17 protein-coding genes are annotated in these 22,015 nt (G+C 74.0%); 9 read left to right on the top strand and 8 right to left on the bottom strand.

Features of this window, described 5'->3' with window-relative positions:
• The first annotated feature begins 77 nt into the window (after positions 1–77).
• Positions 78–1,274 carry a CaiB/BaiF CoA transferase family protein gene (locus OHA91_RS29205; protein WP_031153997.1) on the top strand — a complete coding sequence of 399 codons (1,197 nt, stop codon included), beginning with the start codon at positions 78–80 and terminating at the stop codon, positions 1,272–1,274.
• Positions 1,275–1,325: 51 nt separating this feature from the next.
• Here the strand turns inward: OHA91_RS29205 and OHA91_RS29200 are convergent, their stop codons facing one another.
• Positions 1,326–1,595 (bottom strand): hypothetical protein, encoded by a 270-nt coding sequence (locus tag OHA91_RS29200; RefSeq protein WP_076046471.1) that lies wholly within the window; start codon positions 1,593–1,595, stop codon positions 1,326–1,328.
• Between the two features lie 290 nt (positions 1,596–1,885).
• Here OHA91_RS29200 and OHA91_RS29195 point away from each other — a divergent pair, with 290 nt between their 5' ends.
• Positions 1,886–3,586 (top strand): serine/threonine-protein kinase, encoded by a 1,701-nt coding sequence (locus tag OHA91_RS29195; RefSeq protein WP_328740317.1) that lies wholly within the window; start codon positions 1,886–1,888, stop codon positions 3,584–3,586.
• On the opposite strand, the gene OHA91_RS29190 is transcribed toward OHA91_RS29195, so the two are convergent.
• Positions 3,556–4,359 (bottom strand): SGNH/GDSL hydrolase family protein, encoded by an 804-nt coding sequence (locus tag OHA91_RS29190; RefSeq protein ID WP_031154002.1) that lies wholly within the window; start codon positions 4,357–4,359, stop codon positions 3,556–3,558. The genes OHA91_RS29195 and OHA91_RS29190 overlap by 31 nt on opposite strands.
• Before the next feature lie 205 nt (positions 4,360–4,564).
• On the opposite strand from OHA91_RS29190, the gene OHA91_RS29185 reads away from it, so the two are divergent.
• On the top strand, positions 4,565–5,659 hold the full coding sequence (locus tag OHA91_RS29185) for a DUF5925 domain-containing protein (protein WP_037633113.1): 1,095 nt from the start codon (positions 4,565–4,567) through the stop codon (positions 5,657–5,659).
• A gap of 128 nt (positions 5,660–5,787) precedes the next feature.
• On the opposite strand, the gene OHA91_RS29180 is transcribed toward OHA91_RS29185, so the two are convergent.
• The gene (locus tag OHA91_RS29180; RefSeq protein ID WP_031154007.1) at positions 5,788–6,177 is read right to left on the bottom strand and encodes a GntR family transcriptional regulator; all 390 of its coding nucleotides are present in this window, start codon (positions 6,175–6,177) and stop codon (positions 5,788–5,790) included.
• 71 nt (positions 6,178–6,248) lie between these two features.
• On the opposite strand from OHA91_RS29180, the gene OHA91_RS29175 reads away from it, so the two are divergent.
• From OHA91_RS29175 to OHA91_RS29165, 3 genes are all read left to right on the top strand, one after another.
• A complete protein-coding gene (locus OHA91_RS29175) occupies positions 6,249–7,190 on the top strand; it encodes a GNAT family N-acetyltransferase (protein ID WP_266502828.1) in 942 nt (313 codons plus the stop codon).
• Positions 7,187–7,669: a DUF402 domain-containing protein gene (locus OHA91_RS29170; RefSeq protein WP_031154012.1), complete on the top strand. Its 483-nt coding sequence runs from the start codon at positions 7,187–7,189 to the stop codon at positions 7,667–7,669. Before OHA91_RS29175 ends, OHA91_RS29170 begins: the two co-directional genes overlap by 4 nt.
• Positions 7,670–7,899: 230 nt before the next feature.
• Positions 7,900–8,982: a lytic polysaccharide monooxygenase auxiliary activity family 9 protein gene (locus OHA91_RS29165; protein WP_031154014.1), complete on the top strand. Its 1,083-nt coding sequence runs from the start codon at positions 7,900–7,902 to the stop codon at positions 8,980–8,982.
• 36 nt (positions 8,983–9,018) lie between these two features.
• On the opposite strand, the gene OHA91_RS29160 is transcribed toward OHA91_RS29165, so the two are convergent.
• The 3 genes from OHA91_RS29160 to OHA91_RS29150 form a co-directional block, all read right to left on the bottom strand.
• Complete coding sequence (locus OHA91_RS29160) at positions 9,019–9,879, bottom strand: esterase/lipase family protein (RefSeq protein ID WP_031154016.1); 861 nt, start codon at positions 9,877–9,879, stop codon at positions 9,019–9,021.
• A 156-nt stretch (positions 9,880–10,035) separates the two neighbouring features.
• A complete protein-coding gene (locus OHA91_RS29155; RefSeq protein ID WP_031154019.1) occupies positions 10,036–11,040 on the bottom strand; it encodes a DinB/UmuC family translesion DNA polymerase in 1,005 nt (334 codons plus the stop codon).
• A complete protein-coding gene (locus OHA91_RS29150) occupies positions 11,037–14,585 on the bottom strand; it encodes a DNA polymerase III subunit alpha (RefSeq protein WP_328740316.1) in 3,549 nt (1,182 codons plus the stop codon). The genes OHA91_RS29155 and OHA91_RS29150 overlap by 4 nt, the downstream gene beginning before the upstream one ends.
• Before the next feature lie 163 nt (positions 14,586–14,748).
• Here OHA91_RS29150 and OHA91_RS29145 point away from each other — a divergent pair, with 163 nt between their 5' ends.
• The gene (locus tag OHA91_RS29145) at positions 14,749–15,777 is read left to right on the top strand and encodes a YhgE/Pip domain-containing protein (protein WP_037633084.1); all 1,029 of its coding nucleotides are present in this window, start codon (positions 14,749–14,751) and stop codon (positions 15,775–15,777) included.
• 927 nt (positions 15,778–16,704) lie between these two features.
• On the top strand, positions 16,705–17,889 hold the full coding sequence (locus OHA91_RS29140) for an AAA family ATPase (RefSeq protein WP_031154026.1): 1,185 nt from the start codon (positions 16,705–16,707) through the stop codon (positions 17,887–17,889).
• 211 nt (positions 17,890–18,100) lie between these two features.
• Here OHA91_RS29140 and OHA91_RS29135 read toward each other — a convergent pair whose 3' ends face one another.
• Both OHA91_RS29135 and OHA91_RS29130 read right to left on the bottom strand, forming a co-directional pair.
• Complete coding sequence (locus OHA91_RS29135) at positions 18,101–19,750, bottom strand: amidohydrolase (protein WP_328740314.1); 1,650 nt, start codon at positions 19,748–19,750, stop codon at positions 18,101–18,103.
• A gap of 32 nt (positions 19,751–19,782) precedes the next feature.
• Positions 19,783–21,165, bottom strand: a complete 1,383-nt coding sequence (locus OHA91_RS29130; protein WP_328740313.1) for a purine-cytosine permease family protein — start codon at positions 21,163–21,165, stop codon at positions 19,783–19,785.
• 132 nt (positions 21,166–21,297) lie between these two features.
• On the opposite strand from OHA91_RS29130, the gene OHA91_RS29125 reads away from it, so the two are divergent.
• Complete coding sequence (locus OHA91_RS29125; RefSeq protein ID WP_031154034.1) at positions 21,298–21,900, top strand: TetR/AcrR family transcriptional regulator; 603 nt, start codon at positions 21,298–21,300, stop codon at positions 21,898–21,900.
• Positions 21,901–22,015 lie beyond the last annotated feature (115 nt).

The following is a 22,015-nucleotide window of genomic DNA, read 5'->3' as shown; positions in this document are numbered from 1 at the left end:
TCCTCATAGGCGATCAACGGCGCATATCGTCCGCCGAGTGGTGACAGACCCCTGTCGGACCCGGTAGGCAGGGCTTCATGACCACCGAACCGCTGCCCCTGGACGGCATCACCGTCGTCGCCGTCGAACAGGCCGTCTCGGCGCCCTTCGCCACCCGCCAGCTCGCCGACCTCGGCGCCAGGGTGATCAAGGTCGAGCGTCCCGACGGCGGCGACTTCGCCCGTGGCTACGACACCGCCGCGCACGGCCTCGCCTCGCACTTCGTGTGGGCGAACCGGGGCAAGGAGTCGATCGCGCTCGACCTGAAGGACCCGCGCGGCCGCGCGGTGCTGCACGGCCTGCTGGCCGGCGCGGACGTCTTCGTGCAGAACCTCGCCCAGGGGGCCGCCGCCCGCCTCGGGCTCGACTCGGCCGCGCTGTGTGGCCGCTACCCGCGGCTGGTCGCGGTGGACGTGTCCGGCTACGGCCCGGAGGGCCCGTACGCCCACAAGCGCGCCTACGACATGCTCGTGCAGTGCGAGGCGGGGCTGGTGTCGGTGACCGGAACCCCGGAGCAGCCCGTCAAGGCGGGGATCCCGGCGGCCGACATCGCGGCGGCCATGTACGCCTTCTCGGGGGTACTGGCCGCGCTGCTGCGCCGCGGTGTCACCGGGCGCGGCGGCCGGGTGGAGGTGTCCATGCTGGACGCGCTCGCCGAATGGATGGGGCACCCGCTGCACCACACGATGCACGGCGGGGAGCAGCCCGTGCGTACGGGGCTCGCGCACGCGGTGATCGCCCCGTACGACGCCTACGCGACGGCGGACGGGGACCGGGTGCTGCTGTCGGTGCAGAACGACCGCGAGTGGCGGCGGCTCGCACAACAGGTGCTGCAGCGGCCCGAGTTGGCCGAGGATCCGGCGTACGCGACGAACACGGCCCGGACCGGGAACCGGGAGAAGACAGACGCGGTCGTGGCCCGGGCGCTGGGACGGTTGGACGCCGACGAGGCGATCGGGCGGCTGGAGGCGGCGGGCATCGCCTGCGCGCGACTGAACTCGGTGGCCCAACTGGCCGGACATCCGCAGCTCGCGGCCCGGGACCGGTGGCGGGAGGTGGGATCGCCGGTCGGTCCGCTGCGGGCCCTGCTGCCGCCGATCGGGCTGCCGGGCGGCGCGGCACCGCACATGGGTGCGGTGCCCGCGCTGGGTGAGCACACCGATGACCTCTTGCGCGCCCTGGGGATGGCGGGCGCACAGATCTCGGAACTGCGCCGGGACGGTGTGATCGCTTAGGGCCGGGTGGCCGCAGGCCGGGAGGGCGAACGGCCGCGGGTGCGGGGTCTGTTACGAGCGGCGGCTGCCGAAGAGCGTGCGACGCAGACGGCGCAGCGGCGCGAAGAGCGAGACGCGCGCACTCCGGCTCCGCAGACGGTGCGTGTGGTCGCGGGAGGTGAGCTCGCGCATCAGCAGCGTCGCCTCCGCGGTCTCCCGGTGCGGGACGGCGGGTCCGCCCAGCACGGCGAGGTGGCGGTCGAGGCGCGAGCTGGTCGCACTGCTGCCGCAGGTGATGGCAGGCACGCGAGGCGGCCTGCTGCGCATTGCTATCTGTTCCATGATCTCTCCCCACCCGTACGAGGGCACCCGGCCCGGGCAGGTTAACCCTATCGCCCCCGCGTTGCCCGCGGGTATCCCGGTGGTGTGAATTACCCCTGTGGCGACGGGGAGTTGACGATTACTCAGCGGAGTCACCCGTTACTCTCCGCACAGAAGCGGGTGCGGAAATCACGCTCCGGAAGAGCTCGGCCCGAGTCTCGTCACGACAGGGGCCGCTCGGCGCTCGCTGCGCTAACTTGGAGTGACGGGACGATGACACATGGGCGCACAGAAGCATTCGGGGGGCTCGCGTGAGTGAGGAATCCAACTCCGATCGTGTCGTCTCGGGCCGCTACCGGTTGCTGGAGCAGATCGGCCGCGGCGGGATGGGCGTGGTGTGGCGGGCCCGGGACGAGGTGCTGGCCCGCGACGTGGCCGTCAAGGAGGTACGCGCACCGGCCGGGCTGGACACCGCCGAACTCCAGCGCATGTACCGGCGCCTGGAGCGGGAGGCCTGGGCCGCCGCCCGGGTCTCCCACCGCGGGGTGGTCACGGTCTACGACGTGGCCTCCGAGGACGGCCGGCCCTGGATCGTGATGGAGCTGGTGCGCGGGCTCTCGCTGGCCGACGTGCTGGAGGCGGAGGGGCCGATGACCCCGCAGCGCGCCGCGCACATCGGCGAGCAGGTCCTGGCCGCGCTGCGCTCCGCGCACGATTCGGGGGTGCTGCACCGGGACGTGAAGCCGGCCAACGTGCTCATCGCCAACGACGGCCGGGTGGTGCTCAGCGACTTCGGGATCGCGAGCCTGGAGGGCTCCTCCGCCATCACCATGACCGGCGAGGTGGTCGGCTCCCCCGAATTCCTGGCGCCCGAGCGGGCGTTGGGACGCGAACCCGGCCCCGGTTCGGACCTGTGGTCGCTCGGGGTCATGCTCTACGCCTGCGTCGAGGGGGTCACGCCCTTCCGGCAGGCCACCGCGCTGGACACGCTGCGGGCCGTGGTGGACGAGGAGCCGCCCCCGGCGCGCCGGGCCGGTCCGCTGGAGCCCGTACTGACGGGGCTGCTGCGCAAGGACCCCGCGGAGCGGCTGGACGCGGCGGAGGCGGCCCGGATGCTGCGGCTGGTGGGCGCGGGCGGAGCCGTACGGGCCTCCGGCGGGCCGGTGTCGGGAGCGGGAACGCCGACGCCGACGGGCCGCCTCGGGCACGAACCGCGGGGCGGCGGCGGGGCGTACGGGCCGCAGGCGCCGCCGGCTCCCGCACCCGGGCCGGTGCCGGCGGGCGCGCCCGGGGAGAGCGGGGGCGGAGGTGCGGGCGGGGGCGCGGCCGGGCCGGTGCTGGTCGCCGGGATCGCCGTACTGCTGCTCGCCCTGGCCGCGCTGGGCTGGGTGCTGCTCAAGGACTTCGGGGACGAGGACGGCCGCGGCGGGAACGGGGGTGCCCCGACGGGCTCGGCCACCGCCCCGGCCCCCACGACGGCTCCCACGGCCACCGCACCGGCGTCCGCGCCCGCATCGCCCTCGGCCCCGGCCTCGCCGAGCACGGGCCCGCACGTCTCGGTGTACGTCGACGCGGTGCGCACCAAGTACTCCGGGAGCTGTCCGCCGCCCGCCGGGCACGCGCCCGCCTTCAGCGCGACCGTCGAGGTGGAGCGGATCCCGGTGGTGCTGGAGTACCGCTGGGCCACGCGGAGCGGCCGGACGTCCGGGCCCGGCTGGCAGTCCGTCACGTACGAGGCGGCCGGACCGAAGAGCCGGCGGCTGGAGCACACCGAGCTCACGCACGTACCCGGCGAGGTCTTCGAGGACGCGGTCCGGCTGGAGGTGCGGGGACCTGCGGAGGTCGCCACCGAGTGGGTGGCGACCTCCGTGACGTGCGAGAGGGCGACCCCGTCGGGCGGGGCCTCCTCCCCCGGCGCGAGCCCGTCCCCGGGGTCGCCGACGGCGAGCGCCGGGGCGACCCCGGAGGCCGGCGGGGAGGATCAGGCGGCGTTGGTGAGGACGGGCAGGTAGCCGCCGGACTGTCCGGCGGCGGTCGGGTGGTAGGACTCGGCGATGTTGAGCCAGTTGACGCTGTGCAGCCAGGGGCTGCCGGAGCAGATCTCGTGGCCCGTGAAGGAGCCGGCGACCGAGGCGAAGGTGAAGCCGTGGTTCGCGGCGCGTTTGGCGATGGCGGCGTTGAGGTGGTCGGCGGCGCCGTTGATGGCGGCGCGCTCGCCCTCGCTCAGACCGGTCGTGCAGGTGCCGTTCAGCTTGTAGAAGCGGGGATAGCCGAGGACGACGACTCGGGCGGCGGGCGCCCGGCTGTCGATGGCGTTGTAGACCTGGTCGAGCAGCCCGGGGAGGGTGGAGTCCACGTAGGCCTTGGCCTGGTTCACGCGGTTGACGCACGTGGATTCGGACTGGAGCACACAGGTCGTCATGACGTCGGAGAATCCGGCGTCGTTGCCGCCGATGGTGATGCTGACCAGGTCGGTCCCGGAGTTGAGGGGGGCGAGCTGGCCCGAGAGCACGTCACCCGTACGGGCGCCGGAGCAGGCTGTGAAGGCGAAGGTCTGCGGGGAGTGGGCCGCGGCCCAGAGGGCGGGGTAGGCGCGGGTGGTGCGCTTGCAGTTGCCGCTCGCACCGTCGTAGTTGCCGGCGCCGAGGCCGGAGGAGTACGAGTCGCCGAGGGCGACGTAGCCGAAGTCGGCCTGGGCGGCGGCCGCCTGGCCGGCGCCGAACAGTGCGGCGGTCGCGGCGAGTAAGAGGGAGGAGGTCAGGGCAGCGAAGCGCGACATTCTGATGCTCATGTGTGCGGCTCCTTGTGGGGGTTACTCCTGAGTCCGTGGTACAAGCAGCCGAGGGTTGCTGGAAGTGTCCATGCCAAGAATGTTCGGGGCAGAGTTGCGGCCCGAATCTTCACCCGCCCTGCGTTTGAAGAGGGAACTTGGCACCCGATCCGGCGAAACACGGGTGCACGAGGGCACCTCGTGCCGGATCATGGGCGCCATGCCAGCCAACCCGCATGACGCGCTGCCGATCCGGCTCAACGTCGACGACAGCGATTCGCCGTCGGACGTCGTCGACGCGCTGTTCCTCGGCCGGTTCGCCTCGGGCGAGCAGCCCTACTCGCACAGCGTGTCGATCGAGCGGGTCAAGGCGGAGGCGACCCTCCTGCCCCCGGAGGCCACGGTGTTGCGCTCGGCGCGCGACAGCGACCGCAGCGCCACCCTCGCCGAGGGCGAGGGCTGGACCATGCTCGTCTCCCGCTGGAGCCGGGGCGCGGACGTCACCGTGACGGCCGTCAGCGACGAACTCGCCGCCGGTGTGCTCGGCAAGGCCACCGAGGGCGTGCAGGACGAGCCGGAACCGCAGCCGGAGAACGTCACGATGGGCTTCTGGTACGTCTCCCCGCGCCGCGGCCCGTACCGGACGACCCGCCAGATCGCCGCCGGGACCTGGGCGGAGGTGCGGCCCAACTACACCGCGCCGGTCGCCGGGGCGATGGACCGGCTGATGAAGGTGACCCCGGACGACATCGCGGGCCGGCTGCTCCTGCTGCACGGGCCGCCTGGCACGGGCAAGACCTCCGCCCTGCGCACGCTGGCCCGGTCCTGGCGGGACTGGTGCCAGGTGGACTGCGTCCTGGACCCGGAGCGGCTGTTCAACGACGTCGGCTACCTGATGGACATCGCGATCGGCGAGGACGAGGGCACGGCGAAGGGCCGCTGGCGGCTCCTGCTGCTGGAGGACTGCGACGAACTCATCCGCGGCGAGGCCCGGCACACCGCCGGCCAGGCGCTGTCGCGGCTGCTGAACCTGACGGACGGCCTGCTCGGGCAGGGCCGCAACGTCCTGGTCGGCGTGACGACCAACGAGGACCTGGAACGGCTCCACCCCGCGGTGGTCCGCCCCGGGCGCTGCCTGGCCCGCATCGAGGTCGGCCGGCTCACCCACCGCGAGGCGGTGGACTGGCTGGGCACCGACGAGGGCGTCCCCCGGGAGGGCGCCACCCTGGCCGAACTCTTCGCCCTGCGCCGCGGCACGGGCCCGGCGGCGATCCTGCCCCCGCAGCCCCACTCGGAGGCGGGCCTCTACCTCTAGGGACAGCCCCGCCGGCGCTCTGAGGCGCGGGGGTGCGGGGTGCGGGGTGCGGGGGTGCGGAGCCCGCGGGCCGGGCCGGGCCGCGGCAGGCCGGGCGGGCTTCCCCCGCAGGCCGGGCCGCGGGCCGGTTACTTCGCGGCGTACCTGGCCCGGAGGGCTTCGGTGGCGGCGGAGACCGCCTCGGCCTCCGTCAGCCCCAGCCGGTGCACCCGCTCCGCGAACGCCTGCGCGGCCGACGCGGCCTCGCGCGCCGCGCCCTCCCCCGCCGCGGCGACGAAGGTCCCGTTGCGGCCCCGCGTCTCGATCACCCCGTCGGCCTCCAGCGCCCGGTAGGCCTTCGCGACGGTGTTGGCGGCCAGCCCCAGGTCCTCCGCCAGCCCCCGTACGGTCGGCAGTTTGAAGCCGGCCGGCAGCTTCCCGGACCGGGCACGGGCGGCGATCTGCGCGCGCAGCTGTTCGTACGGGGCGGCCGAGCCGGCCGAGCCGTCGATGGTGATCTTCAGGTTCGTCGAGCTCACGGGGGTGATTGTCCACCATCGGCGGTTAATTGGGAGGCGCCGGGCGCGCGGGCGCGCATAGCGTCTGCCGCATGACTGTTCTGATCCGCGATCTGCGTCCGGACGACCTCCGGGACGTGGAATCGGTGGTGCGGGTACGCCGCGCGGCCCTGCCGTTCCTGATCACCAGTGCCAGGGACGTGGCCCACGAGCTCGCCGGCGCCCACCCCGACAGGCACCATCGCGTACTCGTCGCCGAGACCCCCGGCGGCGAGGTCGTCGGCAGCGCCCAGGCCGGCATCGCCCCCTACAGCCCGCGCCCCGGCCAGGGGTACGTCAACGCGTACGTCGACCCGGCCCGCCGCGGCCTCGGCGCCGGCCGGCTCCTGCTGCGCGCGGCCGAGGAGCACCTCGCCGCACGGGGCGCGGTGGACTCGTACGCCTGGGTCCTCGACGAGCCCGCGCACCGCGCCTTCGCGGAGCGGCACGGCTACCGGCCGGGCCGCTCGGCGCACTTCCTGCGCCTGGACCTGACCGAGGCCGCGCTGCCCGCGCTCCCGGACGCCCTCCCGGCCGGGGTGGAGCTGCTGCCCGCGACCGCCTTCGCCGCGGACCCGCGCCCCCTGTTCGCTATCGACGCCGAGACGACGGCGGACGAGCCGGGTGACGTGGCGGCCGAGTTCGACGACTACGAGCACTGGATGGCCGACACCTGGCACAACCCCTCCCTCGACAAGGAGCTGACGACCGTCGCCCTGGTCGACGGGAAGGCCGTGGCCTTCAGCGCCGCCCGGACCGACGGCGCCACCCGCTACGGCTCGGCGATGACCGGCACGCTGCGCGCCTTCCGCGGCCGCGGCCTGGCCAAGCTCGCCAAGAACACCTCCCTCCACCGGGCCCGCGCGGCCGGATACACGCAGGCGTTCACCGGCAACGACTCCGGCAACGACCCGATGCTCGCCATCAACCGGTGGTTCGGGTACGAGATCTGCGCGACCGAGACGCGCTACACGAGGAAGCTGGGGACACAGTGACCGAGCAGCTGACCGTCGTCCTGACCAAGGCCGGCCGGACCAAGATCCGCTACCCGGCGACGCGGGTCGCCGACGACGGCGACCGCATCTCCGTACGGGCCCCGTGGGCCGCGGAGGACGTGCGGGACTTCGGCTTCGTCCGCTTCGAGCCGGGCGACGTGTTCGTCGAGCACTTCTGGCGGACCCGCTGGTACGCGGTCAAGGAGGTGCGCACGGGCGACGGCGTCCTGAAGGGCTGGTACTGCGACGTGACGCGTCCGGTGCACGTCCAGAGCGGGGAGATCCTCGTGGAGGACCTGGACCTCGACCTGTGGGTCTCGGCGGACGGGACGTCCGTACTGCGGCTGGACGAGGACGAGTTCGCCGAGAGCGGGCTCACGACGAGCGACCCGGAGGCGGCGGCCCAGGCCGTCCGCGCCCTGGACGCCCTGGACGACCAGGCCCGTTCCGAGTCCGGCCTGGCCGCGCTCCTGCGGTAGAGCGCCGTTCCCCCGTGGGCCGGGGGCGGTTCCTGATGCCTCGCTTTCCCCCTCCTTAAGCGGACCCTAAGGATCCTCTCCTGGGGGGTCTGTGCGGCGAAAAGGCGTGGTCCGGGGGCTAGCTTGGCGGGGCCAGGACAGGAAGGGCCGGTCGTGGCGCCGCCGGGGGGCGGCGCCGCCGAGCCCGCTTCCGCAGGCGCGCCCCCGCCTTGCCCGAAGGAGATCCACTCATGCCCGCACGCCGCCGTACCGTGACGCCGATCCGAATCGCCGCCGCCGGTCTCGCCCCGCTCGCGCTGGCCGCGTACGCCGCCGTCCCCGCTGCCGCACACGGCTCGATGACGGACCCGGTCAGCCGGGTCGCGGCGTGCTACGCGGAGGGACCGGAGTCGCCGAAGTCGGCGGCGTGCAAGGCGGCGGTCGCCGCGAGCGGGGCCCAGGCGTTCTACGACTGGAACGCCGTCAACATCGCCAACGCCGCCGGGAACCACCGGGCGCTGATCCCGAACGGCCAGCTGTGCTCGGCCGGCAACGACAAGTACCAGGGCCTGGACCTGGCCCGCGGCGACTGGCCGGCCGGCCCGATGTCCGCCGGCCCGCACACCTTCCGCTACAAGGGCACGGCCCCGCACAAGGGCTCCTTCGAGCTGTACGTGACGAAGGACGGCTACGACCCGTCGAAGCCTCTGAAGTGGTCCGACCTGGAGCCCGCGCCGTTCGCGAAGGCCACCGACCCGGGCATGCAGAACGGCGACTACGTGTTCTCGGGGACCGTCCCGAACAAGTCCGGCCGCCACCTGATCTACAGCATCTGGCAGCGCTCCGACAGCCCGGAGGCCTTCTACACCTGCTCGGACGTGGTCTTCGGCAAGGACAACGGCGGTAGTGGGGGCAACGGGGGCACTGCAGGGAACGGCGGTACGGGGGCCTCGCCGAGCACCAAGCCCAGCAGCGGCAACGACAGCGGGTCCGGGAACGGGAACGGGTCGAAGCCGTCGGACAAGCCCTCCGCCCCGACCGACCAGCAGATCGCCGACGGCGCCGGCAAGTCCTCGGTGGAGCACAACGGCCACGGCGACAACGACCCGAAGACGAACGGCGCGACCGGCGCCCCCCTCCCGTCCCAGTCCTCGCCCGCCTCCGCGAACCCGGCGGGCTCGGGCTCCTCGGCGGGCGGCAACCTCGCGGAGACCGGCGGCAACAGCGCCACCCCCTCCATCGCGATCGCCGGGGCCGGCGCCCTGGCCGTCGGCGCGGCCGTGCTGTTCGCGGTGGCCCGCCGCCGTTCGGTGGCGGGCCGCCACGGCCGCTGAGGGGTGTCTCGCCGAGCGGACCGCCCGCGCCTGGTGTCAGTCGAACACCGAGGCGCAGGTGGTTCGTTCGGCGTTGGCCGGGTCGAGGGCGTTGACCGCCTCGTGCCAGGCGATCCGGTCGGTGAGCCCGATGGTCACGTGCTCCGAGAGGTCCAGGAAGCACAGGTCCTGGAGCACGACGTTGCGCACGTTCGGCCCCTCCAGGAAGCCGCTCCGGTACGGCGTCACCACCTCGTCGTACTTGGTGGCGATCACCGTGTACTTCACCCCGGGCACGGTGTCCCCGCCCGCGTTGAGCTTCTGCAGGAAGGCGGAGCCGGCGATCTGGTCGGCGAGGCCGGGGGTCGCGGTGCTGATCAGGTCCTCGGCCCCGGGGAAGTACGGGAGGAGCTTGGTGAACCCGAGCAGAGTGGTGCCGTGGTTGTCGGGAGCGAGCCCGACCAGCGCGTTCACCTTCTCCGCGCCCCCGAGGAACTTCAGGTAGTAGCGCGGCATCATGCCGCCCTGGGAGTGCCCGATGATGTCGGTCTTGGACGCGCCGGTCGAGGCGAGCACCTTGTCGACGAAGACGTCGAGCTGTTCGGCGGACTTGTCGATGGGGCCGAGCCCGTTGAAGAAGGGCACGCCGGGCAGCTGGCCGTAGTCGAGCGAGTAGACGCAGTACCCGCGGTGGACGAGGTACGGGGCGAGGCCGAGCCAGTTGTCCCAGGAGTTGCCGAAGGTTCCGTGGACGAGGACGACGGGGCGCGGGTGGGCGGCGGACGGCTTGCAGGACCAGTTGTTCCAGCCGCTGCTGGGGGCGGATGCGGCCTGCGCTGCGCCGGTGGGGGCGACGAGTGCGGCGGCGGTGAGGATGAGGACGGCCAGCGGGCGGAGCAGGCGTCTCCAGGGCAGCATCGTGTGATCTCCTTGCGGTCGACTCAAGGGGATGAGCGTGGGGATTCGTCCCGTGATCCGGATCACAAGGGGGCGCTGCTGCCGCTAAATTACGTGTGAGTAGCAACACAGGGAAGTTACGCGTCGGTAAAAACTCGCGTGTCGTCCGACCGTCCGTCAGGCGGCCAGCGTGCCACGGGCTATGGCGTGCGGACCGAAGCGCGAACGGACCCGGTCCGTGACGGCCTCCAGGCGGCGGGCCTTCTCGTCCTCGGGGTCGAAACTGAGCTGCCGCACGGCCCGTTCGGCCGGGATCAGCTCCTCGGCCCGCAGGGACAGTGCGCGGACCCGGGCCCGCTGCAGGCCGAGGCCGTCGTACAGGGCGTAGGCCGTGGCGGTCAGGGCCGCCGAGTGCGCGGTGGGTTCGGCCAGGGTGCGGGTCCGGGTGAGCGTGGTGCGGTCGGCGCAGCGGACGGTGAGCGTCAGGACGCGGCACACCCGCCCGCCCTCTTGTGTACGAAGCTTCGCGCCGAGCTCCTCCGTCAGCGAGAGCAGGGCCCGCCGGTGCCGTACGGGATCCAGCTCGTCCCGGTCGAAGAGCCGCTCGGCGGCGAGGGCGCGGGCGGCGGCGCCCGGCCGGACGGGGGTCCGGTCGATCCCGAGGGCGCGCTCGTGCACCTCGCGGCCGAGCCGGGCGCCGAGGATCCGGCGCAGGGCGGCGGGCGGGGCGGCGGCGACCCGGCCGACGGAGTCGAGGCCGTAGGAGCACAGGGTGCGGGCGGCCTTGGCGCCGATTCCGTCGAGTGCGGTGACCGGCTTGTCCGCCAGGAAGTCCCTTACGGCTGCGGGGTCTTCGGGGAGCACCAGGGTCCCGCCGGGCCGGGCCTCGCGGGCCGCCGCCCGGGCCAGCATGGGGTTGCCGGCCACGCCGACGGCGGCGTCCACGCCGTACAGGGCGAGGGCCCGGACCCGGATCACGGCGGCCAGCCGGCGGGCGTCGCAGCCGAAGTAGCGCAGCGCGCCCCGGACGTCGGCGAGGGCGGCGTCCGGCGGCAGGGCCTGCACGGCCGGGGTGATCCCGCCGAGCAGCGCGAGCACCCCGGCGTACTCCCGCGCCCCGAGCGGTCCTCCGCCGGCGGGGTGCAGCCGCAGGCACATCACGGCCTTCCCGGTGGCGCTCATCCCGCGCTCCCCGGGCTGGAGTGCCACAGTTTGCGGCCGGTGGCGGGGCCGGTGCCGGGCGGCTGGAGATCGGCCCAGGGGTTCATCTCGTACCCCGTGGACATGCGGATCGTGCGCCCCGGCCCCTTCGCGGCCGGCTCCCCGTCGGCCGCGTCGCCGGACGCGTCGCCGTCGCCGTCGCCGGAGGCGTTGCCGGAGGCGTTGCCGGCCGGCTCGGCGAGGCGGGCCGCGACCGCGTCCAGGCCGCCCGCCGCCCGCAGTTCCACCAGCTCCGCCAGGTTCCACGCCGCCGCCCCGACCACACTCAGGCTCTGCGGGCCCCTGCGCTGCACGACACCGCGTACCAGCAGCAGGAAGGAGTGGAAGACGGTGTGCGCGCACCGCTCGTGGCTGTCGTCGAAGAAGGCCAGGTCGACCAGGCCCGTGCCGTCGTCCAGCGTCGTGAAGATGACCCGCTTCCCGGACCGGATCGGCGGGGTCTGGGTGGCTGCCTTGGCTCCCGCGACGAGCACGGTCTGCCCGTGCTCGGTGCCGCGCAGCCGGCGCGCCGGGATCACTCCCAGCTCGGCCAGGAAGGCGTGGTGGTCACCCATCAGGTGCCGTGAGGCGTCCATGCCGAGGACGCCCAGCTCGGCGCTGAGCCGTTCCGCGTCGGTCAGGTCGGGCAGCCCGACGGACGCCGTGGACCGGCCGCCCTCCAGCGGCAGTTGCGGGCCCCGTACGCCCGCCGCCCGCTGCGCGCCGTGCAGTTCGGTCAGGTGCAGCAGCAGGTCGCGCCGGTTGGCGCCGAACGAGTCCAAGGCGCCCACCTGGGCGAGCCGTTCGGCGACCGGGCGCCCCGGATGCGCCCGGTCCCAGAAGTCGCGCAGGGAGGCGTAGGGCTGTCCGGACTCGATCCGGGCCGCTTCGGCCCCGCTGATGCCGTGGACGTCGGCGAGCCCCAGCCGCAGCCCCCACACACCACCCGCATCGGACACCAGTTCGATACGGTGGGCGGCCGCCGACCGGTTCACGTCCAGCGGCAGCACCGGCACTCCCCGCCGCCGCGCGTCCGCCAGCAGCAGCCGCTTCGGGTACATCCCCGGATCGTGGGTCAGCAGCCCGGCGTAGAAGGCCGCCGGGTGGTGCGCCTTCAGCCAGGCCGACTGGTAGGTGGGCACGGCGAAGGCCACCGCGTGCGCCTTGCAGAAGCCGTACGACCCGAAGGCCTCCACGATCTCCCAGGTACGGGCGATCACTTCCACCGGATAGCCCCGCTCGGCCGCCTGGGCCGCGAACCAGACCTTGATCCGCGCCTGCGACGGCGGGTCGGACAGCCCGCGCCGCACGCGGTCCGCCTCGTCCCGCCCGCAGCCGGTCATGACGTCCACGATCTCGATGATCTGCTCGTGGAAGACGACCACCCCGTACGTCTCGCGCAGCGCGTCGGCCAGGTCCGGGTGCGGGAAGCGCACCGGCGCCCGCCCGTGCCGGGCCTCGATGAAGGGCCGCACCATGTCGGCGGCCACCGGCCCCGGCCGGAACAGCGAGATGTCGACGACCAGGTCGTGGAAGGTGGCCGGCTGGAGCCGCCCCACCAGGTCCCGCTGGCCCGGCGATTCGATCTGGAAGCAGCCCAGCGTCTCGGCCGAACGGATCAGCTCGTACGTGGCCCGGTCGCCCGGCGGCACCTGCGCCGGGTCGTCCAGGTCGAGCTCCTCCCCCGTGCCGCGCCGGATCTCCGCGACCGCGTGCGCCATCGCGGACTGCATCCGCACGCCCAGCACGTCCAGCTTGAGCAGCCCGAGCTCCTCCACGTCGTCCTTGTCGAACTGGGACATGGGGAAGCCCTCGCCGCTGGTGGGGACCACCGGCGTACGGGCGAGCAGCGAGGCGTCGGAGAGCAGCACCCCGCACGGGTGCATGGCGGTCCCGCGCGGCAGCGCGTCCAGCGATTCGACGAACTCCCACAGCCGCCCGTACGACTCCCCGCGCACGTCCCGCAGTTCGGGCAGCTCCTCCAGCGCGGCGCGGGCGTCGCGGGCCCGGATGTGCGGGAAGGCCTTGGCCAGCCGGTCGACGACGGCCGGGTCCATGGACAGGGCGGCGCCGACGTCGCGGACGGCGTGGCGGACCCGGTAGGTCTCGGGCATGGAGACGGTGGCGACGCGCTCGGCGCCGAACCGGTCGATGATCCGCCGGTAGACCTCCAGCCTGCGGGCGGACTCCACGTCGATGTCGATGTCGGGCAGGACACGCCGGCGCTTGGACAGGAAGCGCTCCATCAGCAGGCCGTGCTCGACGGGGTCGGCGTGCGCGATCCCGAGCAGGTGGTTGACGAGGGAGCCGGCGCCGGAGCCGCGGGCCGCCACCCGGATGCCCATCTCCCGTACGTCGTCCACCACCTGGGCGACCGTCAGGAAGTACGAGGCGAAGCCGTGGTGGGCGATGATGTCGAGCTCGTGGTGCATCCGCTCCCAGTAGGCGGGATCGCCCGCGTAGCCGCGCAGCACCATGCCGGCGGAGGCCCTGGAGGCGAGGACCCGCTGGGCGCTGCGGTGGGCCGCGCCGACGAGCCGGGCCTCGGGGAAGTGCACGGAGCCGATGCCGAGGTCGTCCTCGGGGTCCACGGAGCAGGCCTCGGCGGTGTGCCGGGTCTGCGCGAGCAGGCGCCTGGCGTCGGCGGGGCCGAGGCCGGCCGCCCGGGCGATCAGGTCGGCGGCCTCGGCCATGGCGGCGGGGGCCTTGAGCCAGCGCTCTCCGGTGTCGAGGGGGCCGCGGCGGTCGATGGGGACCAGGCGGCGGGCCGCGTCGAGGATGTCGGCGACCGGGCCCTGGCCGGGGTCGGCGTAGCGGACGGCGTTCGTGAGCACGGCCGGGACGCCCTGCTCGGCGGCGAAGCCGACGGTACGGGCGGCCAGCCGCAGCGAGCCGGGGCCGGTGCCGGTGCGGCCGTGGTGGACGGCCTCCAGGCGCAGGGAGTCGCCGTAGACCTCCCGCCAGGGTGCGAGCAGCCGGGCGGCCCGGTCGGGGCGGCCCGCCGCGAGCGCCCGCCCCACCTCGGAGCCGGGCCCGAGGAGGACGAAGACGCCCTCTCCGCGCAGGGCGTCCCAGGGCACGAGCGGGACCTCGGCGGCCGTCGCGTGGGCGGCGGTGACCATCCGGCACAGCTCCGCCCAGCCGGCGGCCCCGTCCCGGGCCAGGAAGACGGCCCGGGCGGCGGACTCGTCCAGGAAGGCCCCTCCCTTGACGGGAGTGCGCCGCCGGTACGAGGCCTCGCCCGGACCGCCGCCCGCGGCGGACGCGGTCGAGCCCCCCGGCCCGGCCGATCCCGCCGCGGGAGACCCGGCGGGAGAGACCGCCATGTCCGCACCGAACAGCGGCCGGATGCCCGCTCCGGCACACGCCTTCGCGAACCGGACCGCGCCCGCCAGGGTGTCGCGGTCGGTCAGGGCGAGGGCGTCCATGCCCCGCTCGGCGGCACGCTCCGCCAGCCGTTCCGGGTGCGAGCCTCCGTAGCGCATGGAGAACCCCGAAACGGTGTGCAGATGCGTAAAACCAGGCACCCGCGGCCTCCTGCTTCGCTCGTAGAACACCACCCCCGCTCTCCACCATAGAGCAATTCGAATACCCGTGCGAAACACTTGTTCGATCACCCGAGCGGGGACGGGTCATCCGTTCGGCCCGCCCCTGCTGCGGCCCGCCCCCCGCACGCCGAGCGTGTGAAACATGACCCCGTCCCAAGGTTTCCTCGCCGAGATCAAGGACGCCGTGACCACCCGGGCGGCGCTGCTCGTCCTGGGGGTGCTGGTGCTCCAGCTCGCCTTCATCACCTCGTACATCGGGGCCTTCCACCATCCGAAGCCCAGCGAGATCCCGATCGCCGTGACCGCGCCCGCCGCGCAGGTGGCCGAGCGGTCCGCGCAGCAGCTCGGCGCCCTGCCCGGAGACCCGCTCGACCCCCGTGTCGTCGAGGGCGAGGCCGCGGCGCTCGCGCAGGTACGGGACCGGGACGTCGACGGCGCGCTGATCATCGACCCGGCCGGCCGGACCGACCGGCTGCTGGTCGCCTCGGGCGCCGGAGCCTCGCTGTCCCAGGCCCTGGAGGAGGTCGTGGGCGCCGCCGAACGGGCCCAGGGACGGACCGTGCGGGTCACCGACGTGGCCCCGGCCGCCAAGGGCGACAGCCGCGGCCTGAGCTCCTTCTACCTCGTCATCGGCTGGTGCGTGGGCGGCTACCTGTGCGCCGCGATCCTCGCGATCAGCGCCGGCGCGCGGCCCGCCAACCCGCACCGCGCCGTCATCCGGCTCGGCGCGCTGCTCGTGTACGCCATCGCCACCGGGCTGCTCGGCGCGGTCATCGCCGGGCCGGTCCTGGACGCGCTGCCCGGCAGCATCATGGGCCTGTGGGGGCTGGGCACCCTGGTCGTCTTCGCGGTGGGCGCGATCACCCTCGCCTTCCAGGGGCTGGCGGGGGTGATCGGCATCGGCCTCGCGATCCTGCTGGTCGTGGTCCTCGGCAACCCGAGCGCGGGCGGCGCCTACCCCTACCCGCTGCTGCCGCCGTTCTGGAGCACCATCGGGCCGGCCCTGCCGCCGGGCGCCGGTACGTACGCCGCGCGCTCCATCACGTACTTCAACGGCAACGGCGCCGGGGGGCCGATGCTGGTGCTCTCCGCCTGGGCCCTGGTCGGCGCGGCGGTCACCCTGGCCTGCGCAACCCTCCGCCACGACCGCCCGGTGGTGCCCGCCGACTGACCCCTGCGGGCCCGTTCCCCTGGCGGGGGGCGGGCGGATCCGGGCCGGGCCGTGGCATCGCAGTGCCGGCGGGATCCGGGCGCGGTGCCGTTCCCCTCCCGGGGCGGGCGGATCCGGGCGCGGTGTGGCCGGGCCGTGGCATCGCAGTACCGGCGGAATCCATGCCCCGTGCGGGCGGGTCGCGGTGCCGTTCCCCTCCCGGGGGGCGGGCGGATCCGGGCAGGGCCGTGGCATCGCAGTACGGGCGGAGTCCATTCCCCGTGCGGGCGGGTCGCGGTGCCGCGGAGGGGTGTCTCCTCGGCTCGGCGCGTGCGGGCATGTCTCGGCTGTACCCGGTGGTTGCGCGCTCGTCCTGCGGGGACACCCCTCCCCGTCCCCGCTCCAGCCGTACGAGCCCGGTTCCGGGAGACGTGGTCTTGGCCGGGCGAAGTCATGGCGTGGGGTGGGGACACGGTGGAGTGTCCCCGCAGGACGAGCGCGCGACCCAGGCCGCCTCGCCGAGACACCCCGCACGCGCCGAGCCGAGGAGACACTCCGGCGGGGCACCGCCCCACCCGACCCACCCCGCCCCACGCAAACCGCAACCCCGGCGGAAGCCAGAGCCGAAGGACCGAAGCCGCCCCGCGACAACCCGCAACCCCGGCGGGAGCCAAGCGGCACCGCCCCACCCCATCCATCCCGCCCCACGGAAACCGCCCACCCCGGCGGAAGCCAGAGCCGAAGGACCGAAGCCGCCCCGCGACAACCCGCAACCCCGGCGGGAGCCAAGCGGCACCGCCCCACCCCATCCATCCCGCCCCACGGAAACCGCCCACCCCGGCGGGAGCCGAAGGGCCGAAGGACCGAAGCCGCCCCGCGGAAACCCGCAACCCCGGCGGGAGCCAGACCGTTCCGCCGAGCCGCGCAGCGACCCGGCATGATCGGGGTGTGATCACCACCCTCGCCGTCGAGAACTACCGCTCCCTCCGCCACCTGGTCGTCCCCCTCGGCCGGCTCACCGTCGTGACCGGAGCCAACGGCACGGGCAAGTCCAGCCTCTACCGCTCCCTGCGCCTCCTCGCCGACTCCGCCCGCGGCGGCGCGATCGCCGCCCTGGCCCGGGAGGGCGGGCTCCCCTCCACCCTGTGGGCGGGCCCGGAGAAGCTGGGGCGGGCGGTGCGCGAAGGGCACCACCCCCTCCAGGGCACGGTCCGCACCGAACCGGTCAGCCTCCGCCTCGGCTTCGCGGGCGACGAGTTCGGCTACGCGGTGGACTTCGGGCACCCGGTGCCGGTCGCGAACTCCCTCTTCTCCCTCGACCCCGAGATCAAGCGCGAGTGCACCTGGTCGGGGCCGGTCCTGCGCCCGGCGGCGATCCTGTCCGACCGTTCGGGACCCGCCGTACGGACCCGCACCGCGGACGGCGGCTGGCACCGTACGCAGAACGCCCTGCGCCCCTACGACTCCATGCTCAGCGAGCTCGCCGACCCCCAGCTGGCCCCCGACCTCCTCGCCCTGCGCGAGCTGATGCGGTCCTGGCGGTTCTACGACCACGTCCGCACCGACGCCGCCGCCCCGGCCCGCACCCCGCGGATCGGCACCCGTACGCCGGTACTCGGCGCAGACGGCTCCGACCTGCCCGCCGCGCTCCAGACGATCCGCGAGACCGGGGACGGGGCGGCGCTGGACGAGGCGGTGTCCGCGGCCTTCCCCGGCAGCCGGATCTCCGTCACCGAACAGGACGGCCGCTTCGCGCTGGAGCTGCACCAGCACGGCCTGCTGCGTCCGCTGGGCGCGGCCGAGCTGTCCGACGGGACCCTGCGCTACCTGCTCTGGACGGCGGCCCTGCTGACCCCGCGCCCGCCGGCGCTGATGGTCCTCAACGAGCCGGAGACCAGCCTCCACCCGGACCTGCTGGCCCCGCTCGCGGACCTGATCCTGACCGCCGCCCGGGACACCCAGACGGTGGTCGTCACCCACGCGGAGCCCTTGGCCGAGGCCTTGGCGGCCGGCACCCGCCGGCACCGGGTGGACCTGCGCACGGTCGAGCTGGTCAAGGATTTCGGCCGGACCGAGGTGGCCGGCCGTGAGGGTCCCCTCGACGAGCCCCTCTGGTACTGGCCCAAGCGCTGAACCCCCGCCCGGTCACCCGCCCGCTTCCCTGCGGACCGGGGATCCGGGCTCGGTGCGGGCGGTCCGCGGTGCCGCCGAGGAGACACTCCGGCGGGGCACCGCCCCGCACCACCGAGCCCCGCCCAGGGGCCTCCCAGCGGTGGCCGGGGGATGTTGATGCGCGGGGTCTGGGGCGGAGCTCCGGGAACACCGGCCGCAGCCGAACCGGGCGTCAGGGCGCCCGGTGGACGATCTCGCCCGCCACCACCACGGTTTCGGCCACCGTGCCCGGGATCTCGTCCACCGGGACGGCGAGGATGTCGCGGGACAGGACCACGAAGTCCGCCGCCTTGCCCACGGTCAGCGAACCGCGTTCCTGCTCCAGGAAGTTGGCGTGGGCGGAGCCCATCGTGTAGCCGTGCACGGCGGTGGCGACGTCGACCGTCTCGGCCGGCTGCCAGGCCGGGCCGTCGCCGGAGAGCGAGCGGCGCGTCACGGCCGTGTAGATGCCGATCATCGGGTCCATCTCCGCCACGTTCCAGTCGCTGGAGAACGCCAGTACCGCTCCCGCCTCGTGCAGGCTGCGCATGGGCCAGGCCTTGTGCCAGCGGTCCTCGCCGACGTTCTCCGCCCAGTCCTTGCCCGGACCGGCGATCTCCGGCGCGCAGTGCCTGGGCTGCATGCAGGCGACCACGCCGAGCTCCTCGAAGCGCGGTACGTCCGCCGGATCCAGGCACTCCACGTGGACCACCTGGTGGCGGGCGTCGCGCGGGCCGTTCACCGCCCGCGCGTGCTCGACGGCGTCCAGGACGGTGCGGATGCCCCGGTCGCCGGTGGCGTGCACGAAGCACTGGAAGCCGCGCGCGTCCAGGCCGGCCAGCAGTTCCGCGAACTCCTCGGCCGGGTAGAAGGTCTCGCCGCGGTGCGCGCCGCATCCGGTGTACGGCTCCAGCAGCGCGGCCGTGCGCGGTTCCACGACGTCGTCGATGTAGAGCTTGAGGGGGCCGACGCGCAGCCGGTCCCCCGAGTAGGAACGGGCGGCCGCCTCGAAGTCGTCGAGGTCCTGCGGCGTGGTGCCGCGCGGGTGGAAGAGGGCGGCGACGATCCGCGAGCGCAGGCGGCCCTCCGCCCTGGCCCGCTCGTAGAGGGCGAGGTCGTCGAGGGAGTTCTGCGGTTCCACGACGGTGGTGATGCCGTAGCCGATGGCGTCGTCGAGGCTCTTGGCGAGCCGGCCGTACTGCCGGTCAGGGGAGGCCCACGGGACGCCGAGGTGGCGCAGGGCCCGGTGGCCTTCGCGGGAGAGGCCCTTGACGGCGAAGTCCTTGACGAATCCGGTGGGTTCGCCGGTGTCGGGGTCCAGGGCCGCCGTGCCGAAGGGGAGGTCGGTGCGGTCCCGGGTGACGCCGAGCCGGTGCATGGCGGCCGTGTTGAGCCAGGCCGTGTGCACGTCGTACGAGAGCACGATCGCCGGGGTGTCCCCGGTGACGGGGTCGAGGTCCGCGGCGCACGGCATCCGCCCGTCGGGGATCGCGGAGTAGTCGAAGGCCTCGGCCTCGATCCACTCGGCGTCCGGGTCGGCCTCCCGCCGGGCGAGGATCCGCTCGTGGATGCCCTCCAGGGTCGTCACGCCGGCGAGCTGGACACAGGCGTCGTCCGAGCCGAGGCGGACGTGGTTGTGCGCGTCGATGAAGCCGGGGAGCACGAGGCGGCCGGCGGCGTCGATGCGTTCGGTGTCCGGTCCGGCCCAGGCGGCGGCCTCGTCGTCGGGGCCGATCCACACGATGCGGCCGTCGCGCACGGCGAGGGCCTCTGCCTCGGGCAGGTCCGGGTCCACGGTGTGGATGCGGGCGCCGGTGAGCAGCAGGTCGGCGGGGTGGTTCATGGGTGGTGCTCCTGTTGCGGTGGTGGGAGGGGTCAGGCGGCGGCCGGGACGGCGGCGGATCTGGGGGTCCTGCGGTACAGCGCCGTGTAGACGAGGCCGGAGACGACCGCGCCGAGCAGGGTGAGGTCGGCGCCGCCGAGGGGTGCCACGAGCGGGCCGGTCCACAGCTCGGAGTCGCAGGTCAGGGCGGCGAAGGTGATGCCGGCGAGGAGTGCGGCCAGGCCGGCCGGGTGGTAGCCGGAGCGGTACCAGTAGGCGCCGTCGGGGCCGGTGGTGTGCAGGGCGTGGCCGTCGTAGCGGCAGCGGCGCAGCAGCATGTCGGCGAGGAAGACCCCGCCCCAGGGCGCGAACACGATGATCAGGAGGGAGAGGAAGGAGGTCAGCGCGCTCGTGAAGTCGGTGAGGAAGAGCGCGGCGAGGGAGCCGAGGCCGGTGATGGCGGCGCTGACGACGATGGCCCGGGAGCGGCTCCACGGGATGCCGAGGACCTGGAGGTTCAGGCTGGAGGAGTAGAGGGTGATGATCGAGTTGGTGACGGAGCCGCCGAGGACCAGGGCCAGGAAGACGGGCTGGAACCAGCCGGGCAGCAGGCTCTCGGTGCCGGCGACGGCGTCGGTCATGTCGGTGCGGGTGGCCGCGGCGACGCCCGCGATGCCGAGGGCGACGGAGGAGAGGAAGCCGCCGAGGGCGCCGTACCAGGTGATCGACTTCAGCGAGGTGGTGCGGGGCAGGTAGCGGGTGTAGTCGGCGGGCATCGGCAGGTACGAGAAGGGGGCGGCCAGCATGATCACGAAGGCCAGGCTCCAGCCGGAGGCGCCGGGCACGCCGGTCGCGGGGGCGGCGGTGTCGGCGCCGGGCAGCAGGAAGGCGAGCAGGGCGGCGAAGCCGACGGCGAGGACGTAGGCCATCCAGCGTTCGGCGAACTGGACGGTGGCGTGACCCCACATGGCGACGACGAAGGTCAGGGCGAGGGTGGCGAAGAGGGCGGCGGCCCGGGCCGGGGTGCCGTGCAGGAGGCCCAGTTCTTCGAGGAAGACCTCGAGGGCGAGGGTGCCGACGACGGTGTTGAGGATGGTGTAGCCGATGCCGACGAGCCAGTTGAGGACTCCGGCGGGCAGGTTGCCGCGGACGCCGAAGGCGGCCCGGGAGATGACCAGGGTGGCGGTGCCGGTGCGGATGCCGGACAGTCCGGCGGCGCTGATGGCGAAGAAGGCCAGTCCGCTGACCACGACCACGGCGGTGGCCTGCCAGAAGGTGAGGCCGAAGGCGACGGCCAGGGCTCCGTTGATCACGTAGGTGAAGGTCAGGTTGGAGCCGAACCAGAGCCAGAAGAGGTCGCGCGCCCTGCCGTGCCGCTCGCTGTCCGGGATCGGATCGATGCCGCGCGTCTCGACTCTGAAGATCTCGTCACTCATCGCTGCACGCACCCTTGATCTTGAATGGCGTTCTAAGTTCTTGAATGGCATTCAAGATGAAGGGTGGACCGGACCCCCGTCAAGACCCTGTCCGGGATAAGGTCGGCCCACGAAGATCGGGAGGCGGCAGCGGTGGCAGGAGCGGCACGGCGGCGCGACGGGCAGGTCGCCCAGGAGCGGATGCTGGAAGAGGCCATGGCGGCGATCGCCGAGGACGGGCTCGCGGCGCTGACCATGTCCAAGCTCGCCGACCGGCTCGGCACCAGCGGCGGCCACATCCTGTACTACTTCGGCAGCAAGGACCGGCTGCTGCTGGAGGCGCTGCGCTGGAGCGAGGAGCAGCTCGCCGTCGAGCGCGCGGCCCTGCTGCGCCGTCGCGTCACGGCCGCCCGCAAGCTGGAGCTCTTCCTGGAGCTGTACCTGCCGCGCGGCCCGCGCGACCCGCGCTGGACCCTGTGGATCGAGCTGTGGGCCCGTACGCCGTCCAACGAGGACCTGCGCGCGGCCCAGGAGGAGATCGACGCCGGCTGGTACGAGGACCTGCGGGCGCTGCTGGCGAAGGGCGTCGAGCAGGGCCGGTTCGCCCCGACGGACACGGCCGACCGGGCCTCGGAGCTGCTCGCGCTGCTGGACGGGCTGAGCACCCGGGTGGTGCTGGGCCAGCGCGACGCGGACCGGGTGCGGGCGCTGGAGCGGGCGCGCTCGGCGACGGCCCTGCTGATCGAACACCTCTGAGCCGGCCCCGCCCCTGCGGTCACGGCACTCGCGCATCCCGGGCCACACCGGTCGGCGGCGCGCGCTTGCGGGCGCCTTCACGAGAATTGCCCCCGAAGTGCGCCCTACCGCACTC

It is taken from the genome of Streptomyces erythrochromogenes (assembly GCF_036170895.1).
Lineage (GTDB): Bacteria > Actinomycetota > Actinomycetes > Streptomycetales > Streptomycetaceae > Streptomyces > Streptomyces erythrochromogenes.
This window is presented reverse-complemented; position numbering and strand designations above follow the sequence as displayed.

What these genes read in the sequence shown, in the direction of transcription:
- OHA91_RS29205 (WP_031153997.1), top strand. Translation starts at nt 78, where the DNA reads ATGACCACCGAACCGCTGCCCCTGGACGGCATCACCGTCGTCGCCGTC.
- OHA91_RS29200 (WP_076046471.1), bottom strand. Translation starts at nt 1,595, where the DNA reads ATGGAACAGATAGCAATGCGCAGCAGGCCGCCTCGCGTGCCTGCCATC.
- OHA91_RS29185 (WP_037633113.1), top strand. Translation starts at nt 4,565, where the DNA reads ATGCCAGCCAACCCGCATGACGCGCTGCCGATCCGGCTCAACGTCGAC.
- OHA91_RS29175 (WP_266502828.1), top strand. Translation starts at nt 6,249, where the DNA reads ATGACTGTTCTGATCCGCGATCTGCGTCCGGACGACCTCCGGGACGTG.
- OHA91_RS29165 (WP_031154014.1), top strand. Translation starts at nt 7,900, where the DNA reads ATGCCCGCACGCCGCCGTACCGTGACGCCGATCCGAATCGCCGCCGCC.
- OHA91_RS29160 (WP_031154016.1), bottom strand. Translation starts at nt 9,879, where the DNA reads ATGCTGCCCTGGAGACGCCTGCTCCGCCCGCTGGCCGTCCTCATCCTC.
- OHA91_RS29155 (WP_031154019.1), bottom strand. Translation starts at nt 11,040, where the DNA reads ATGAGCGCCACCGGGAAGGCCGTGATGTGCCTGCGGCTGCACCCCGCC.
- OHA91_RS29145 (WP_037633084.1), top strand. Translation starts at nt 14,749, where the DNA reads ATGACCCCGTCCCAAGGTTTCCTCGCCGAGATCAAGGACGCCGTGACC.
- OHA91_RS29135 (WP_328740314.1), bottom strand. Translation starts at nt 19,750, where the DNA reads ATGAACCACCCCGCCGACCTGCTGCTCACCGGCGCCCGCATCCACACC.
- OHA91_RS29130 (WP_328740313.1), bottom strand. Translation starts at nt 21,165, where the DNA reads ATGAGTGACGAGATCTTCAGAGTCGAGACGCGCGGCATCGATCCGATC.